This is a genomic window from Candidatus Methanoperedens nitratireducens (assembly GCF_900196725.1).
Classification (GTDB): domain Archaea; phylum Halobacteriota; class Methanosarcinia; order Methanosarcinales; family Methanoperedenaceae; genus Methanoperedens; species Methanoperedens nitroreducens_A.
The window spans coordinates 1-16,516 of record NZ_FZMP01000182.1; the positions used below are offsets into that span (position 1 = coordinate 1).

16 protein-coding genes are annotated in these 16,516 nt (G+C 43.9%); 6 read left to right on the plus strand and 10 right to left on the minus strand.

Translation table 11 applies throughout. The features are described from left to right. Window positions 1-241 precede the first annotated feature (241 nt). Window positions 242-1,183: a PGF-pre-PGF domain-containing protein gene (locus MNV_RS11715; RefSeq protein WP_179293959.1), complete on the plus strand. Its 942-nt coding sequence runs from the start codon at window positions 242-244 to the stop codon at window positions 1,181-1,183. Continuing rightward, the gene (locus MNV_RS11720) at window positions 1,173-1,733 is read left to right on the plus strand and encodes a S4 domain-containing protein (protein WP_306453643.1); all 561 of its coding nucleotides are present in this window, start codon (window positions 1,173-1,175) and stop codon (window positions 1,731-1,733) included. The genes MNV_RS11715 and MNV_RS11720 overlap by 11 nt, the downstream gene beginning before the upstream one ends. Window positions 1,734-1,948: 215 nt before the next feature. Here the strand turns inward: MNV_RS11720 and MNV_RS19705 are convergent, their stop codons facing one another. Beyond that, on the minus strand, window positions 1,949-2,839 hold the full coding sequence (locus tag MNV_RS19705; RefSeq protein ID WP_096206148.1) for a hypothetical protein: 891 nt from the start codon (window positions 2,837-2,839) through the stop codon (window positions 1,949-1,951). Further along, window positions 2,839-4,176 (minus strand): glycosyltransferase, encoded by a 1,338-nt coding sequence (locus tag MNV_RS11730; RefSeq protein WP_096206149.1) that lies wholly within the window; start codon window positions 4,174-4,176, stop codon window positions 2,839-2,841. The genes MNV_RS19705 and MNV_RS11730 overlap by 1 nt, the downstream gene beginning before the upstream one ends. A gap of 215 nt (window positions 4,177-4,391) precedes the next feature. Here MNV_RS11730 and MNV_RS11735 point away from each other — a divergent pair, with 215 nt between their 5' ends. The 3 genes from MNV_RS11735 to MNV_RS11745 are packed head-to-tail and all read left to right on the plus strand — an operon-like array spanning window position 4,392 to window position 9,180. Continuing rightward, entirely contained in the window at window positions 4,392-6,572 is a 2,181-nt protein-coding gene (locus MNV_RS11735; protein ID WP_218838011.1) for a DNRLRE domain-containing protein, read from the plus strand. Window positions 6,573-6,582: 10 nt separating this feature from the next. Continuing rightward, window positions 6,583-7,644, plus strand: coding sequence for a diphthamide biosynthesis enzyme Dph2 (gene dph2 / locus MNV_RS11740; protein WP_257000043.1), 1,062 nt, complete (start codon window positions 6,583-6,585; stop codon window positions 7,642-7,644). A 51-nt stretch (window positions 7,645-7,695) separates the two neighbouring features. Next, entirely contained in the window at window positions 7,696-9,180 is a 1,485-nt protein-coding gene (locus MNV_RS11745; RefSeq protein ID WP_306453644.1) for a 2-isopropylmalate synthase, read from the plus strand. A gap of 32 nt (window positions 9,181-9,212) precedes the next feature. On the opposite strand, the gene MNV_RS11750 is transcribed toward MNV_RS11745, so the two are convergent. From MNV_RS11750 to MNV_RS11770, 5 genes are all read right to left on the minus strand, one after another. Further along, window positions 9,213-10,166 (minus strand): DHH family phosphoesterase, encoded by a 954-nt coding sequence (locus MNV_RS11750; RefSeq protein WP_096206151.1) that lies wholly within the window; start codon window positions 10,164-10,166, stop codon window positions 9,213-9,215. Window positions 10,167-10,168: 2 nt separating this feature from the next. Beyond that, window positions 10,169-10,525 carry a prefoldin subunit beta gene (locus MNV_RS11755; RefSeq protein ID WP_096206152.1) on the minus strand — a complete coding sequence of 119 codons (357 nt, stop codon included), beginning with the start codon at window positions 10,523-10,525 and terminating at the stop codon, window positions 10,169-10,171. A gap of 198 nt (window positions 10,526-10,723) precedes the next feature. Beyond that, complete coding sequence (locus MNV_RS11760) at window positions 10,724-11,338, minus strand: hypothetical protein (RefSeq protein ID WP_096206153.1); 615 nt, start codon at window positions 11,336-11,338, stop codon at window positions 10,724-10,726. Window positions 11,339-11,364: 26 nt separating this feature from the next. Next, entirely contained in the window at window positions 11,365-11,793 is a 429-nt protein-coding gene (locus MNV_RS11765) for a hypothetical protein (RefSeq protein ID WP_096206154.1), read from the minus strand. Between the two features lie 133 nt (window positions 11,794-11,926). Next, the gene (locus MNV_RS11770; protein ID WP_096206155.1) at window positions 11,927-12,199 is read right to left on the minus strand and encodes a KEOPS complex subunit Pcc1; all 273 of its coding nucleotides are present in this window, start codon (window positions 12,197-12,199) and stop codon (window positions 11,927-11,929) included. Window positions 12,200-12,286: 87 nt separating this feature from the next. On the opposite strand from MNV_RS11770, the gene MNV_RS11775 reads away from it, so the two are divergent. After that, window positions 12,287-13,345 (plus strand): hemolysin family protein, encoded by a 1,059-nt coding sequence (locus tag MNV_RS11775; RefSeq protein WP_096206156.1) that lies wholly within the window; start codon window positions 12,287-12,289, stop codon window positions 13,343-13,345. A gap of 56 nt (window positions 13,346-13,401) precedes the next feature. Here the strand turns inward: MNV_RS11775 and MNV_RS19710 are convergent, their stop codons facing one another. The 3 genes from MNV_RS19710 to rqcH all read right to left on the minus strand — a co-directional run bounded on the left by MNV_RS19710 (window position 13,402) and on the right by rqcH (window position 16,495). After that, on the minus strand, window positions 13,402-13,572 hold the full coding sequence (locus MNV_RS19710) for a hypothetical protein (protein WP_179293961.1): 171 nt from the start codon (window positions 13,570-13,572) through the stop codon (window positions 13,402-13,404). Beyond that, on the minus strand, window positions 13,569-14,366 hold the full coding sequence (locus tag MNV_RS11780) for a HAMP domain-containing protein (protein WP_096206157.1): 798 nt from the start codon (window positions 14,364-14,366) through the stop codon (window positions 13,569-13,571). Before MNV_RS11780 ends, MNV_RS19710 begins: the two co-directional genes overlap by 4 nt. A gap of 152 nt (window positions 14,367-14,518) precedes the next feature. Continuing rightward, complete coding sequence (gene rqcH / locus MNV_RS11785; protein WP_096206158.1) at window positions 14,519-16,495, minus strand: ribosome rescue protein RqcH; 1,977 nt, start codon at window positions 16,493-16,495, stop codon at window positions 14,519-14,521. Between the last annotated feature and the right edge of the window lie 21 nt (window positions 16,496-16,516).

Genomic DNA, 16,516 nt, shown 5'->3' on the forward strand with positions numbered 1-16,516 from the left:
AAAAGAACATAAAGACATATTGCGCATAAAGTTTCTCGGAAAAGGTGACCCTAACTCAAAACCCTATAGAAAAGCCTGGTAAAACAGACGATTAAACTCAGCAGTTGGTGTCGATCGTTCCCATGCTTCAATAGATGTAATGACAACTGCCGCAAGGAATTTCTTAAGAAAATACAACTCTATTTATGCGACTTAGCTTAGTGATATACTTATAAACATCACTATAAATAGATTAGGACATGTGGTATATATAGAAGAATATTATACAGTAGATGGTAGCGGGAATCCTAAGTATGTTCTGTCGAATAAATATTATGATAATAATATAACATATAATGATATATCATTTCGAATACTAAGACCGTTCTCTCGCTCAGGGGAATTTTATAGTTTAGTAAAAGGTGTAGTGATATTTGATGATAAAAGAGTAAATGAAAGATGGATTAGAACTGAAAACGGCACTCATCTTACATATAATGAAGAAGACGAGGATATAGCAAAGAAGATAAACGAAAATATAGATAAATTTGAGATTGAAGATAAGTCTCTTATTGCAAATTTATCAGCGACATACAAATTTACAACTCCTGATATTGCTATATATGAAGTAGATATCACAAGTACAGGAAATGAAAATTATGTATCATTAAGGATTGATTCGCTTAAAGGTATTCCTGTTTTTGCAAAAAGGTTTCCTGGAGCAGTATATCAATACCTGGATATATCATTAGATGCACATCAGATAAAGGAAATCGCCATAAGATATAAAGTGGAAAATTCCTGGATAAATAACAACGACGTATCAGTAGAAAATATCAAATTATTTAGATGGAATAATACAGACAATAAATGGTACGGATTGAAAACCAAGATAATAAATAAAGATATCAATTACACGTATTATGAATCGGAGGCAACAAATATGTCTCAATTCGCAATAGCCGGATTGAGAAATATTGTTACAACTATCAATCGAACTACAAATTTGACAGATAATTTCAATGTATTAACCAAGACAAACACCATTACTCCCATACCTTCTTCAACAGTTACTAAAAAAACAGAACCAAATACAACAGAAGTTCCAATAATAGAAATGGTAAAAAGATTCTATCGATTCTGGCTGTCAGTTGCATCCAAATTTGATAATATGATTAAGTATATAGGTATCTATGAGGCTTGACTCTTATCTTGTTGAGATCGGGAATCTGGGCTCCCGGGGGCGCGCAAAACGCTCAATTACCGAGGGATATGTGAAAGTTAACGGCAGGGTAGTCACCAAGCCCTCGTTTGACGTTGCGTACTCAGATAATGTTGAAGTATCGGGAGGACTGGATAAACCCGCAGGTTACTGGAAACTTAAAGAGATACAGGAAAAGACCGGCATCATAAAGGATGGGGATAGCGTGCTGGATATCGGCTCAAGCGCAGGAGGATTTCTCTTGTTCGCTTCCGGGATCGCCTCGCATGTTCACGGTATTGAGTTCAGCCAGGAATTTCGCTCTGAACTTGGAAAAATAGTTCATGAGCATCCCAATGTAACGGTCGGGTTCGGGGATGCGTTCACAATGCCATTTGAAAAGGAAAAGTTCGATGTCCTGCTCATTGATATCACAGTAAGCCCCTTATCTTCGATAAAAGCCCTTGAGAACGTACTTGGGGCATTAAAAAGCAGCGGCAGGCTTCTGCTGGTTGTGAAATTGCCAAAAAAAAGGATAGGGACCCAATCCTGAGGAAGCTGTCTTTCCTGGGGCTGGAAATCGTTGAAGTAATTGAGCCGGAGAAGAAAGAAGCGTATATCATGGCAAGGAAGACTTTACAATATCCTAAAAAAATTGAATAGATTGAATAGTTCAAGAGGATTGGATTTTTAAAAATTAAACTATGTCCATTAAGGTGGCGAATCAGATGGCAGAGCTGTCGGTTAGGTTGTTGGTTAGGTTGTTGGTTAGGTTGTCGGGCTGGCTGTAGGACTTTCTGTCGGGCTGGCTGTTGGGCTGGCTGTTGGGCTGGCTGTGGCATTGACTGTCGGGCTGGCTGTGGCATTGGCTGTCTGGTTAGCTATCGCTGTAGGCTCAGGAGTTGCAGTCTGGTTGGCTGTCGCTGTAGACTCAGGCGCTGCTGTTTGATCAGGATTCTGCGAAGATGCTTGCCCATTTTGTGTTGCGTAAAGAGGGCCCGTGCCTTCATAACGAGGAGGGGTCTTATTAGCTGTGGCATTTATTATAGAAGTTGGGGGCGATTTAATAGTGTCGACTGTATTGATTCTTACATTTTGAGTTACAGTATCAGTCTCCTGTGAGCTAAGTAACATAGTACCCACAAGTACTATAGGGTATGAAGGTGCCTTTAACTGCAGAACCCCATCTGTCTCCCCGGGCTGTAAGTCTCCTAAAATCAGTTTATCAACTTCAATACCAAAATTAGATTTAGTCCCAAAAAGAGGTAACCCTGTTATTTTAATTGTGGCATTATGAATCGTATTAGGAGCCGACGATTTGACTGCGAATGTAATATTATAATTGTCATTAACCCTGACATTTTCTGGATAAGCTAATCCAAGTGATATAACACCACTCTCTGATACAGCCACATTTTCAATCATCCTGGAGGTATTATTTATCTTCCCGGAAGACATACCCTGGGCAAAGAAATAGAACATTCCGCCTGCAAGGAACAGCATTCCCACAAGGAAAAAAGTCTTTGCGAGCTGGATTTTAAGGCCCTTCTCTTCCCGGAAAGTCTCTTTTATCCTGAAAGCAAGGTACAGTGTTATTGCTGACAGTGCTATTATTGCGAATGTAACCGCAATTCCGATCCCAAGTATCTCAAAATTCATTATTCTAGTTCCTCCCGTTTAGGTTTTTCCCATCGCATAGCGACGCTAAGTAATTCTTCGATTAATGCCATAAGACCTACACCATCTATAAAGACGTTATAGAACAGGTACAGGGGACTTGCAATTATCTCTCTTATTTTCGGCATAGGGTCTAAGAGAACAGCATATGCCGAAATCCCGATAGTTAACGCCCAGTATACCAGCATCCCCCAGGTCAGCAAATTCAAATCATAGCTGGAAGAGCTTACTATATAACTGAAAGTATCAGCAAGCAATATGAAAAGCAAGAACATGTTCATTAAATACGAGCTTACCCCCAGCCACATGAGAGGCACTCCGAACATTCCGGCTGTACCATATTTAGGGTTAAGATACATTCCCTGATACTTTGATAGTACCTGCGGAATGCCCCGATACCATCTTCTTCTCTGTTTCAGGAAATCCTCTATGCTCTCAGGCGCCTGTGTGAAGGCTATTGCGCGGGATTCGTACTCCACATGATAACCTGCTTTCAGGATTTTCATAGTAATGTCAAAATCCTCGGCAAATGTATCCGACGGGAAGTAACCCACTTCATGAATGACCGTGGTCTTCAGGGCTGCTATGGCGCCAGGCACTATCATAACACAATGCAGCACAGACTGGGACTTTCTTATAAGGTTTATGGACGTGGTGTACTCAAGCGATTGCAGGGTTTTTAATAAGCCGGTGGGCTTGTCTATCTTTACATTGCCCGCCACCGCGCCGAGGCGAGGATTACCGGAAAAGCGTCTGGCTATCCAGGTGAGGGCATCGGGATGTAACTTTGAATCGGCATCAACTGTAATCACTATCTCCCCCGAAGCATTCTTGATGCCTGTGTTAATGGCACCGGGCTTTCCCGTATTTTTCTGACGTATGACTTTTACTCCCTTTTCCGAATATTTCCATGCCTCATTAAAAGTATTATCCGACGACCCGTCGTCAACCACTATGACCTCATAGTCCGGATAATTTAAATTCAGCATGGATTTTATGCTGCTGGCTACCGTTATCTCTTCGTTATAGGCTGGAATGATTATCGACATCTTAGGGAACCTGTCGATTTTTCCCTTCCTTTTTACAAATGTGCCGATAAAAGAAAAAAAGGTGTAGATAAACGAAAGAAAGCCGAAACTGATAAGGCGGAAAATAAGTATGGAAATCGTAGCAATAGCTAAAAGAGTAGCTATAGATAAATCAAATTCGGGAACCTTAAATTGCTCCCGCACATCAAGTATTGAGGCATGGGCCGGAATCACCAGTATCAGTGACAGAACTAGTACGACCGCAGAGAGTGATGATATCGTAATTTTCATAATCGAGCTAAATGCCAACGTAACCAATTCTATATAAACACATCGAAAGTTTTGAGTTTTATTAAGATTTATTATAGTTCATTTTAGTTTTTAATAGTTTATAAATGGTTTTTTTATCATTAGAATAGTTTAATCTTTAAAAAGTAAATTTGAAGCGAAAACAAATGTTTATTTTGAAAATCATATATTTTAAATGTTTAACAATAAGATTATTTATGTATAAAAGACAGGACACCAAAATTAATATATCATGGATCAAAGACAGTAGTTCACACATGGGAACACGGAGCAAGATTTGGATAATAATCCTCCTGGGCATAGCGTTCTTATCTCCGGCATCCGCTTATATTAATGCAGGTGCCGTTAACAATGCAGATGCCTACGTATACACAGGACAAAATACAACTAATTATGGCAACGCCGATACATTAGGGATTTACGGCAGCGGCTCAAGAATGAATACCATCATGAGCTGGACGCTCCCGAATGGTAATGAAAGTATTAAAGAAGTTACACTTACCCTGTATTGCCAGGAGTGGGATAATTTCCCGGCAGCTCAGGTAGAATTGCATGTTCTTAATGAGCCTTTCGAGGAATCCGCTGCCACATGGAACAGGAGCAGCCCCTCAACATACTGGACTGATGCCGGAGCAGGAAAACCAACATCAACGGATTCTACCGTTGTGGATTCGGTCCCTGTTGCACAGAATGGGTTCTATACCTGGGTATTAAGAGGGGATGGTGCGAACAATAGCTTAAATTCCCTGAAGTGGGGAGATGCGATCAATATCACTTTGACGCTGCCTGGCGAAACCGGGTTTGAAGGCATCCAGTGTTATTCAAAGGAATGGGATTATAATAAACCATATCTGGTTGTAACTGATGAGACTCCGAAAATACCGCTTATAGTAAACGTTACAGCAATTAAGGTAAGAAAAACCAGTGCACTGATCAATACTTTAACCGACACTCCTGCGGCCAATGTTCTGGTAAATTATGGTACAAACAGTTCCGACCTTAATTTATGGAGCTATGCCGATAGTCTATCGAATTCTTCATATAACCTGTTAAAATCGCTAACTCCGAACACAACCTATTATTACAGAGTGTACGCTTCAAATTATATTGATAATAGCTACAAAGATAGTTCTCCTCTCCTTAGCTTTACCACAGCTTCGGACAATTCACACATTCCCTTAGTTACGTTCGTTTTTGATGATGGATGGAAAAGCGTATTTGTGAATGCAAGCCCGGTCTTAAATGATTCCATGTTCCCGGCAGTAAGTGCAATTATCACGGATGTTGCGAATGTTGGCCCTGCTTATATGAACTGGACACAAATCCGGGAACTCCAGAATACTTATGGTTGGGAAATAGCGAGCCATACCAGATCCCATGCAGATATGCCGAGCCTCAATAAATCCCAGCTGGAATCTGAACTGGGCGGTTCAAAAAATGTTCTTGAAAATAAAGGTTTAAATGTTTATAATTTTATTTCACCCGGAGGAGCCTATAATTATCTCACAGAAGCATACGTAATGAGCTATTATGACTCTGACAGAATAGTAACAGATGGTCCGGTAACTCCGCCTTACAATGAATTCCCGCTTTATGCCGAGATTATTCATAATACTACAACTTTATCTGAGGCAGAAGGGTGGGTTGATTCTGCGGTTAATAATAATTCCTGGATGATACTGGTCCTTCATAAAATAGTTGATAGTGATCCTATGGCTATGGAATGGACTAAAAGCGATCTTGCCAGCCTGAGCCGATATATAGAGTCAAAAGGCAATTTAAGGGTGGTTACAATCCATGAAGCGCAGACCATATCATTTGATTATAAAGGAATTTATGCTGATAAAGCCGGAAAGAGCATAATCAATACAATATCTCCTGATGGAACAGTCTTATACAGCAAAACGCCGACAGGTCATCCGAGAATCAATGCAACTATTCTTCCGTTGTCAGGTCATGTTGCGGTTAACATAGCCTTATGGAATACTACAGGTGATCATAAGATTCTATTCAAAGAATCATCTACAAATGTTTCAAATGAAGTCCGATATACACTTGGTGACAGACAGGCTGATATGAATTATTCAGTAAAAATATACTGGAATAATGGGACTTTGTTTAAGGATTTTTATATAAATTCAAATGCATCGGGATATATATATTATAGCGCAACAGGTTTCGGGGCTCCACGATATACGGTAATCCAGCCTGTAAACACAGTATCATCCCATGTAGATACGAATAATATTGTTACGAGGACTCTTGAAGCTTATCACGGGTTATCGATAACAGCTAAAATCATAGCTCTAATTATCGCCGCTATGGTTACTCTCGGTTGTGTTGCCTTTATCTTACAAAGGTTTGATAAAGTACAATAGAAGAGAATAGATGAGCAGAGTAAATATAAAAAGTAGTTCTACTAAATTATATACTTCTGGCAAGGATATCACAATGGAAAGATTCGAGCTTAATCTGGAATATATATCTGAAATCATAAAGGATAAGAACTGTAAAAAAGTTGGGCTGCAGTTCCCCGAAGGCTTGAAAAGACAGGCGATTGACATTGCCAGGGCTATCGAAGAAGAGACGGGAGCAAACGTCATTATCTCAGGCAATCCCTGCTTCGGAGCATGTGATATTGATACGATTCTCGCAGGCAGGGTCGATATGCTGTTCCATTTCGGGCATGCAGGAATGGGAAGACATGAGAACGTGGTTTTTATCGAGGCGCGCTCGAACATCGATGTAATACCTGCTGTTAAGGCTGCTCTCCCTCTCTTAAAAACCGGTAATATCGGTCTTGTGACCACTATCCAGCATGTCCATAAATTAGGTGAGACGTGCATGTTCCTCAAAGAACACGGAAAGGACTGCGTCATCGGAAAGGGAGATTTAAGAGTGGTTTACCCCGGTCAGGTTCTCGGATGTAATTTTACGGCTGCGCGGGTTGATTGCGAGGAGTACCTCTATATCGGCAGCGGCTTCTTCCACCCGCTCGGGGTTGCGATCGCCACTGGAAAAAGGGTGATAGCGGCTGACCCTTACCTGAACCAGGCGGTTGAAGTTGCTCCTGAGAAATTCCTGCGAAAGCGCAGCGGATATATAGCAAGGGCAATGGACGCGAAAGTTTTCGGTATAATCGTCTCCACGAAAAGCGGGCAGGACAGGACGGAGCTCGCATGGAAACTGAAAGAAAACGCAAAAAAGCACGGGAAAGAGGGTTTCATCATGATGATGGACCTGGTTACTCCGGAGCAACTGCTGGCGTTCAAGGGTGATGCATATGTGAATACAGCATGTCCGAGGATTACAATAGATGATGCTGAGAGGTTCCACGCGCCGGTTCTTACGCCGCAGGAGTTCGAAATAGTTCTGGGGGAGAGGAAGTGGGAGGACGTTGAGATGGATGAGATAGTTGAAGAGGACACAAGAAAAGGCTTTATACCATAGCACGGTATTCAGATGCGATAACTATGACAACAGAAAGGGATCGTCTTTTACGTGATTGAATCGCTTCGGAACAAACATATAAGCATTTTTGATACCACGCTCCGCGACGGGGAACAGACCCCGGGTGTGTCGCTTACATCTGATGAAAAGCTTCTCATCGCACAGCAACTTGATAAACTGGGTGTGGATATCATCGAGGCCGGGTTCCCCATGTCTTCTGACGGGGAAGCGGCGTCGGTGAAGAGAATAGTGGACGCAGGTCTCAATTTACAGGTATGCGGACTGGCAAGGGTCATCAAATCCGATATAGATACCTGCCTTGATTGCGGCGTGGATATGGTACATACGTTCGTCTCCACATCGGATGTCCAGCGTATAAGCACCATCAAGAAGAGCAGGGAAGAGGTCTATAAGATGGCTATAGACGCCGTGGAGTATATAAAAGACCACGGCGCGAAATGCATGTTCTCAGCCATGGACGCCACGAGGACGGATGTGGATTACCTCATAAATATTTATAAAGGCGTCGAGGCAGCTCATTGCGATATTATCAATGTACCGGACACGGTTGGCGTGGGCGTACCTTCGGCTACCTGTAAACTTATCAGTGAAATCGCATCGAACGTCAAAATACCCATCGATGTGCACTGCCACAACGATTTCGGGCTGGCTGTGGCGAACAGTCTTGCTGCGGTCGAGGCCGGGGCAAGCCAGGTACAGGTCACGATAAACGGTCTCGGTGAACGCGCCGGGAACGCCGATCTTGCAGAAACCGTTATGGGGCTGCACTCGCTGTACGGCGCAAAGACCAACGTAAATACCCGGTATATCGTAGAGACTTCGCATCTGGTTGAAAGACTGACCGAGGTACGCATGCCTCCGACCATGCCGATCGTGGGCGAGAACGCATTTGCACATGAATCCGGAATACATACTCATGGTGTACTTGTGAGGTCCGATACCTTCGAACCCGGCGTCATGACGCCGGAGATGGTGGGGCACAGAAGGCGCATTGTACTTGGAAAACATGCAGGCAAACATGCAGTGAAACAGTCACTTGAATGTGCGGGCCTGCACCCGACAGACGCACAGTTAAACGAGATAATGAAGCGGGTAAAAGATATAGGCGACAAGGGCAAACGCGTTACGGACGCTGATCTCTATGCCATTGCTGAATCAATAATAGGCACGGCAACAAAAGGCGAACAGGCTATTGTGCTCAAAGAAGTGTCTGTTATGACAGGCAATATCATCACCCCTACCGCGACAGTAAAAGCAATAGTGAACGGTAAAGAGCGCATCTGTGCAAATGTTGGCGTCGGGCCTGTGGATGCCGCACTCCAGACCGTAACATGCATACTCGATGACTATAAGGTAAAACTGCGCGATTTCAGGATTGAGGCAATATCAGGCGGGTCGGATGCTCTTGCAGAGGTTCTCATAGGAGTTGAGGATGAAAAGGGCAGGGCTGTATCCGCGCGCGCACGAATGAGGATATTGTCATGGCATCCGTGGAAGCGCTTGTGGCTGCGATAAACCAGCTTTTAAGCACAAGGGATAAGATTTAACTAAGCCTGCCTGGATTTCATAAGGGATGTTTTGACATGCCCGGCACAGCTTGCCAGTATGCTCTCAGCATCCCCGTATGCGTCCATGCCTGCTGCACCCTCATGCCCCCCGCCGGTGCCTTTGAATTTCACGCTGATCTCTTCCATTAGCCGTGCAAGGTTCACACCTGCGTTTATGATACATTTCCTGGCGCGGGCGCTCACCTTAACGATATCGTCGTCCTTTGAAGCCACAAAAGCAACATCTGCTCCCAGCGACACCAGGTTGGAGGCGGCAGAGCCTGAAAAAGAGCTTACCTGGGACGTAACTATGATCCATTCGTCCACCTTTTCGATTGAGGCGCGCTGGGCGGCTTTTAAGAAAGCTATCCGCATGGAAACATCCTGGGGAATAGAGGAAATCACATCCATCACTTCCCCGTATTCGATGCCGCTTAAATCAATCAGTTCAGCGACTGCCTTGAAAGAATCGGATGATGCATGCTTGAAGTTGCCTGTATCCGTGATTATGCCTGCAATAAGGGCGAATGCAGCGCGCCTTTTTATCGGAGCGCCCATTGAGTTTAAAACCCGGAGGACTATCTCGGCGGTTGAACTCCGGTTCTGATGCAGGTAAAACGCAGCGTTCTCGTTCAACGATGTGGTGGCATGGTGATCGATCACGGCATAATTCTTTAACTGGAATGCGTTTAGCTGGGTAAGCGTGGAAGTATCTACTACGACCACGAGGTCAAAATTATCTGCAGGATCTATTACAAATTCAATATTCAACTGTTTTGCGATCTGGGATGCCACCCTGTCGCATCCGTCTATGACGCCTACGATGCCGCCGATCGCCTCTTTCAGGGCAAATGCGCTTCCCAGGGCGTCCGGGTCGGCATTCCGGTGGCACAGGTAGAGGATGTTATGATAATCCAGCAGCTGATTATAGAATTCCGACTCGTCTAACTCCATGGTCACTGTGCAGACGGAGTACCGATAGCCTGCTTAAGCTGCTCCTGTAACTGCTGGAATCTCTTCTGGACGCGCTCTTCCTGGCGTGCAAGGGTCTGTAATCTCAGGTCAAGTGTATCTTTTTTCTCCTTGAGAGATTCCTTTGTCTTGTCGCGCTCAGATTTAATCAACAGATCCCCGATAGCCCTGTATATTACGGCTTCGGGTTCTAATTTCTCAAGTTCTTCAAGTGCAAGTTCGGTCTCTTTTAAATTTATTTCAACCTGGTTTTTCTGAACTGCAATAGCCTGCGCCTGCTGCTGTATTTGCTGCAACTGTGCAAGCTGGTTTTTTATCTGAGGGGGTAATTCTTGACTCATTCTATTCACCTGTAAATCTGGTCTACTATTGCCCAGCATCAATTTATAGGTATTGGGTCGGACCTGCCCAAAATATCAGTCAAAATGACATCGTCAGTTGCCACGCACCCTGGAGATACGTGGCAACTGACGATCATCATCCGATATCTATTTGCCTTCTCTATAACAAACCGGTTGGAGTGAATACTCAGCTACGGTTCACTTCTGGTCTCGAATGGCGACAAGACCTCCAAGCACGCCAACGTACGCTGTCCCATCTGGGCCGAGATAGACCCCGGCGTAGAAACTATCGTAGTATACTCCAGTGCCGGTCAAGCGCTTATACACAGTCTGGCCAGTCTCGAAGTCAATGGCGGTGAAATACCAGGCATCGGTAGTATTGGGCCCCGGGCCTTTGGTGTATGTGTAGACCAGCCCGTTCGCAAGCGACATCTTTGAGACAACATTGGGCACCCGTTCCGAACTGTTCCATACTGTGTCACAGCTACCGTCTGGGTTGAGGTCTATGCGCGTCATACCGGGCTCAGTCGCATTACCCTGCATGGTAGCCTGCTGTCCACTGTATCCGTAGTTGTTCTCAACAATGATCGATTTGTTGGTAGGCTTGATCCGGGTGCCCCGGTCATAGGGTTCGCGCCAGCTAATGATTGGCTTCCCATCTTCCCCTGCATCAAAGCGGTACATCGCATGATCCGATGCAATAAATACGCTCCCCATATCATCTACCGCAAACGAATTATGTATTTGCCTGTACAAGTTCTCCATTATTTTGTTAATGGAGATGTAAAAAGCGTTAGCTACTGAAATTGCCATCTACTATAGTCCATTTGATCCCATTCTCACTTCACCATCCCTCTCTTCCCCTCTCTTATCGCCTCCTCCAGATCGTCCAGGAACGGCGGCGGCATCCCCGTACTTATCAAAAACCCCAGCATCGAGCTTGCGCCGTGGATGTAGAACTCCCGCGCCAGTTCTTCTTTAGAAATCTCCTTGTCCTTCATCTTTTTCCAGAAGCCATAGAATGTGAGATCTAAAAGCTCCTCTGCAATGTCGTCACAGCGCCTGAAATACTTTGCCAGGCTCTTTTTGTCCATCTTCAGTTCCTCAGGCTTATATCCCTCAGCCAGGAGGTCGGTACACCTTTCGCAAAAATGCCGCTCTGCGCTCAGCATCGATTCAGGGCAGTCCATGTCCATGCCGCAGATGGAGCACAGGACGGTCACCATTTTTGAGCTCTTTGCTCTTCCACCTTTTTTCGCCACCTTCATAGACTCTTTAAATTAACTAGGAGTTTATAAAACTTTTGAGAGCAGATGAAACTATTTCAGTTGAGCCAATCCTTGATGAGTATGGGTTTGCCAGTTTAACGTCAGTTCCTGCAAGTATGATGAAGCGGGAAGCTCAAGCATAATACCCGGAGTAGTTCGCATCCTGTGCATTCGAAGCAATTGAACTCATCTCGCAGGATGTCCTGATCAACCTGAGCCATCCATTAAGGGCAGCCCTCATTGATACGATATCGTCCGCTTCTACGTTTAAAATAATCAAGTCATCCTTTAATATAAGCTCGGCTTTTGTGCGCTGGTAATCCTCTTCCAGTTCTGGGAGCAGTGATTCGTATATTATCCCGGCACTGCCGCCAAGATTAAATTCAAATTCTGCGAGCAAAAGCATGTACACTGATTAATGCTACGTTTATATTTACGTTTGCAGTAAAATTTTTAAGCACTCCCGATATTATAGAGATTGATCTAACATCCAATGGATTCATGGATTACAATTGAAATAATAATAATATCCGTACTGATTGTATTTTCGGCTTTTTTTTCTCTTTCGGAGACAGCCCTTCTTTCAGTCAGTAAAATACGGGCAAGGCACCTGGCAGAAACAGGAAACAAAAAAGCAAAAATACTGATAAAACTACTTGAGTACCCGGAGCTGTTCCTTGCAGCCATCCTGATCGGCAATAACATAGTTAATATTACCGCATCCGTACTGGCAACGGATGCAGCATTACGTTTCTTCGGCGGTTCCGGGACAGGGCTTGCGATAGCAACAGGCGCGATGACGCTGTTCATCCTCGTTTTTGGCGAGGTCTTCCCGAAAACCCTTGCATCAAGGAACGCTGAATATATAGCATTGCGTATTGCGAACCCCATAACAATGATAATAGGAATTCTAAGACCTATTGTCTGGTTTTTAACAAATGTTGTAAATATCCTGATAGTACTCTTTGGAGGGAAGGAACGGGTAAAACATCCGTTCGTCACGGAGGAGATGATTAAAATAATGGCTAAGGTCGGGGAGAAAGAAGGAACCATTGAAAAACATGAAAGGGAGATGATACATAAAGTCTTTGAGTTTACTGATGGAAAAGCTCACGGGGTTATGACACCGAGGAAGAGTATCGTAGCCATAGAAGAGTCCAAGACGCTTGATACTGCGCTTGCATTAATTAATGAATCTGGGCATTCGCGAATACCGGTGTATAAGGAGAATTTTGACAATTTTGTTGGAATGATCTATGCAAAAGATCTCCTTAAGTTCAGGGACTATGAGCTTGAAAGGACGAAAGTATACCAGATTTTAAGACCCATCCTGGTCGTGAAAGCGGGAAGAGGCATCCCCTCGCTCCTGAAAGAGCTTCAGCAGAAAAAAATGAACTTAGCAATGGTAGTGGATAACGATATGAAGGTCACAGGATTGGTCTCTACCGAGGATATCCTGGAGGAACTGGTTGGGGAGATATTCGACGAGTATGATGTGGAGGGGAAGCCATATATACAGTCTCAAATTTCCATGGAAAAGAACTTAATTTAAGTTGAAGGCATATTTAAAAAAGAGTGATTAAAAAAAGAAATCAATATTATCAGAGATCAAGTTACATTATCGAATTCCTTAGCTTTCTCAGATCCAAGCAGTGCATTTACTTTCTGCTTGCATTTCTGGACGCAATCCTCTTCTGTCATAGTCTTTGCAACCAGGTTAGCTGTAGCAGGTCCAAACAGCTTAAGCATTAATTCCTGACATTTCTGCAATTTGCTCATGTTGGTCCCTCCTGAGTGTCGGCAGACCCGCTCTTCATTTTTGCCTTATAACTTGCTACCAGCATCTCTATTGATGCTATAAGGCAGCTCACCTCATCATCCGACTTTGCCTCCGGGAGTTTTGTATCCAGTTCTCCATCGGTTATCTTATCAGCGGCATCTTTCAGTGCGTTGACCGGCTTGATTACAACGTATGTGAGCACTAAATACACAGCGATCAAAACAAGTATGGAAAAAGCACCAATGATCGTTAAGACCTTTGAAGTGACTTCAGCGATATTCTCATTGATAAAATCCATCTTATAGTAGGTCTCGATGACACCTTCCACTTTCCCATTGTAAACTATCGGGACGTATATCTCCATTACCTGCCTGTATCCTTTTAATTCGATATTCTCCCTCTCCACGATAGGGTCCTTGATGAAGGCAGCCACATCGCCGCCTATTGCTTTTTCGTAGTTCTGGCTGTTTGTCTTCTCACCTATGTTCTCTTTTGTAGTTGAATAGATAATATCATGGTTCGCGTTGAACACTTTTATTTTGATGATTTCTTTTGTCTGTATTTGTTTTAGAAAATCATCAAAAGTCTTGAACTGGTTCGAAAAATTAGCATCCTGAAAATTCTCTGCGACCAGTTGTTCTTTTGCTTTTTCGCTTATGTATTCGGCAGTAACTATCTGGGCTCTTTGCAGTGTATTATCTTTGATCTGCGAAGAAATGGTCAATCCAATAACTATGGATATGACCAGAGTTATGGCTATTATAGGCAAAAACGCCTTCGGTACCAGTTTCATCTAATCTCCTCATTTTTTTCGTTTTATTATCTACCTTTATTATAAAATTAAGGTATTAATTACTGATTTTACCTTTAAAATATATATATATTTTTCTGTTAAGATTTTTTATTAAAAGCAGTAAACATACTAATCATAATATAATTTTAGTTTTAAGAATATTCTTTGATTTTCGACCCGCCCGGAGGCAGGAACACCGCAATCCTGTCTGGCGATGCGATCGCCTTGATGAGTTTTTTATCCTCGAACTTCTCGTTCAGCATCCTGTATATTTTCTTTGACAGGTCGTTCTGGTTAAATTCCCCGGGCTCGATCTCGATAATGAACTGCGCCCTTTTCTTCACGGCGCCGGGCGGTCCGCCTATCAGCCTTTTCTCCTCGCCAAGCTCGATGCCGAGCGCCGCGCCAAGCATAACATCCTTGTAATAGTTGCGCTGTCCCCGTATCACAAAAGCTCCTTTAGCTACGTACTCACCCGGTTCAGGGGTTTTTGAGACCTGCTCGGGACGCACCCGGTAGCAGTCCCCGCTTACCTGTCCTGATTTCCAGATGCCTGAATAGGAGACCGTGAACCGGGCAGCCTCAAGGAGCGTAGTCTCCGGAACTTCTTTACCCTCCGTTTTTACCACGACTGCAGGAGAACCGGATACATGGGCGTGGAAAAAGATGTCCCTCTTCTCAAGATATTTTTTCACGATATCCTCGTTGCTCTGGGCATCCCTTCCTCCGATAACAAGGAAGCCGTCTGTGGATATGAACCACCTGAACTGCTCATACCATTTTTGTTTTGGTTTCGGGAGCTTTCTTTTTATTTCAGGAGCTTCCTCTTTACCGGATAATTTCTTTGTTTCCTCGATAGCAGTAAGTGCTCCTTTTATCTTTGCGGATAATTTTTTAGCTTTATCATAATAGACCTGGGAATTCTGGTGAACCGTAAGTTTAATGTCCAGTTCTACCTCATCGCCACCGAGGTTTACCGTAATCATCCCCTTGTCCTGGTTAATGGATTTGATCGCCCTTGCTTCAGGCTTATCGGAATTTGTTAAGATGCTCCTTATATCATCCCATGAGTATCCTTTATCCCTGGCATCCCTGATCGCTTTCAAAATCCCTTCGCACATCTGGTAATACGCATAGATCAACTCGCCTTTGTGTGCGAGCTTTTCCTCTTCCTGTTTAAATTTTTGGAGCGCAAGCGTCTGTTTTTGCAGGCGGTACTCGTACAATCCGGGCTTCTTCGGCTCATTTTCTTCTTTCACTGTCCCTTTTCCTTCCTCGCCTTTCTTCTCAGCTATCCCCTTGCTGAAATACTCATCCAGCGCATCATTGAACGTGGCGAAATACTTTTTCTCGTTCTTTTCGTACTGGGACAGATCGAAAGGAAGAACGTCTATCCCTTTTCTATCTTTAAACACAATATTCGGTTTCAGTTCGGAACTTAAGGGCTTGAAAACGTCCTGTATGGCGTTCCAGAGGGCATTCACATCGCTTAACTGTGCAGCAGGGATGTTTTTTTCGACACCCGCGCGGAGGCATATCTCCTCGGCATACTGCCCTCCCATATTCATGCGTGTAGCCATGGTACGGACGATATCCGAATCGGAATGCGAGAACATCTCTTTTAGATCATCAGGCGAGGCGGTAACAGGGCTGAGTTGCGCCTGCGGAAGCTCGTAAACCTCACCCCGTACTACTCTCCTGTCCCTGAAACTGATGGACTTTAACGGCAGGATTATCTTTTTCTCAGAGTTCAGCAAAATGATGTTGCCTTTTGAGAACAGTTCTATGAGAAGGATGGTCTTGTCTTCGCCGCGCTGGATGTGAAGTTCGATTATGCGGTCAAAATCGTACTGCAGGATATCAACTATCCTGCCGCCGCTCAGGTGCTTCCGAAGCAGCATGGGAAATGACTGCGGGAATTTCGGCGCAGTCTCGGGGTGTTTTGTAAGGTGAAATCGCCGTCCAGCCTCGATAATAAGGTTTGTCCTGCCTTCTTTGAAGATATGGAGCCCTATCCTGATCTCCTCAGGTGAGTGCTGATATATCTTTGTTATTTTGGCATCGAGAAGACGCGGCTTTAGTTCCCTGACGATCGCGGCAACGTCAACGCTTGATATTTCCTGTTTCATAAATTAAATAATAAGTTTTTG

Coding starts and splice junctions, on each gene's coding strand:
- MNV_RS11720 (WP_306453643.1), top strand. CDS start 1,173: ATGAGGCTTGACTCTTATCTTGTTGAGATCGGGAATCTGGGCTCCCGG.
- MNV_RS19705 (WP_096206148.1), bottom strand. CDS start 2,839: ATGAATTTTGAGATACTTGGGATCGGAATTGCGGTTACATTCGCAATA.
- MNV_RS11730 (WP_096206149.1), bottom strand. CDS start 4,176: ATGAAAATTACGATATCATCACTCTCTGCGGTCGTACTAGTTCTGTCA.
- MNV_RS11735 (WP_218838011.1), top strand. CDS start 4,392: ATGTATAAAAGACAGGACACCAAAATTAATATATCATGGATCAAAGAC.
- dph2 (WP_257000043.1), top strand. CDS start 6,583: ATGAGCAGAGTAAATATAAAAAGTAGTTCTACTAAATTATATACTTCT.
- MNV_RS11750 (WP_096206151.1), bottom strand. CDS start 10,166: ATGGAGTTAGACGAGTCGGAATTCTATAATCAGCTGCTGGATTATCAT.
- MNV_RS11755 (WP_096206152.1), bottom strand. CDS start 10,525: ATGAGTCAAGAATTACCCCCTCAGATAAAAAACCAGCTTGCACAGTTG.
- MNV_RS11760 (WP_096206153.1), bottom strand. CDS start 11,338: ATGGCAATTTCAGTAGCTAACGCTTTTTACATCTCCATTAACAAAATA.
- MNV_RS11765 (WP_096206154.1), bottom strand. CDS start 11,793: ATGAAGGTGGCGAAAAAAGGTGGAAGAGCAAAGAGCTCAAAAATGGTG.
- MNV_RS11770 (WP_096206155.1), bottom strand. CDS start 12,199: ATGCTTTTGCTCGCAGAATTTGAATTTAATCTTGGCGGCAGTGCCGGG.
- MNV_RS11775 (WP_096206156.1), top strand. CDS start 12,287: ATGGATTCATGGATTACAATTGAAATAATAATAATATCCGTACTGATT.
- MNV_RS19710 (WP_179293961.1), bottom strand. CDS start 13,572: ATGAGCAAATTGCAGAAATGTCAGGAATTAATGCTTAAGCTGTTTGGA.
- MNV_RS11780 (WP_096206157.1), bottom strand. CDS start 14,366: ATGAAACTGGTACCGAAGGCGTTTTTGCCTATAATAGCCATAACTCTG.
- rqcH (WP_096206158.1), bottom strand. CDS start 16,495: ATGAAACAGGAAATATCAAGCGTTGACGTTGCCGCGATCGTCAGGGAA.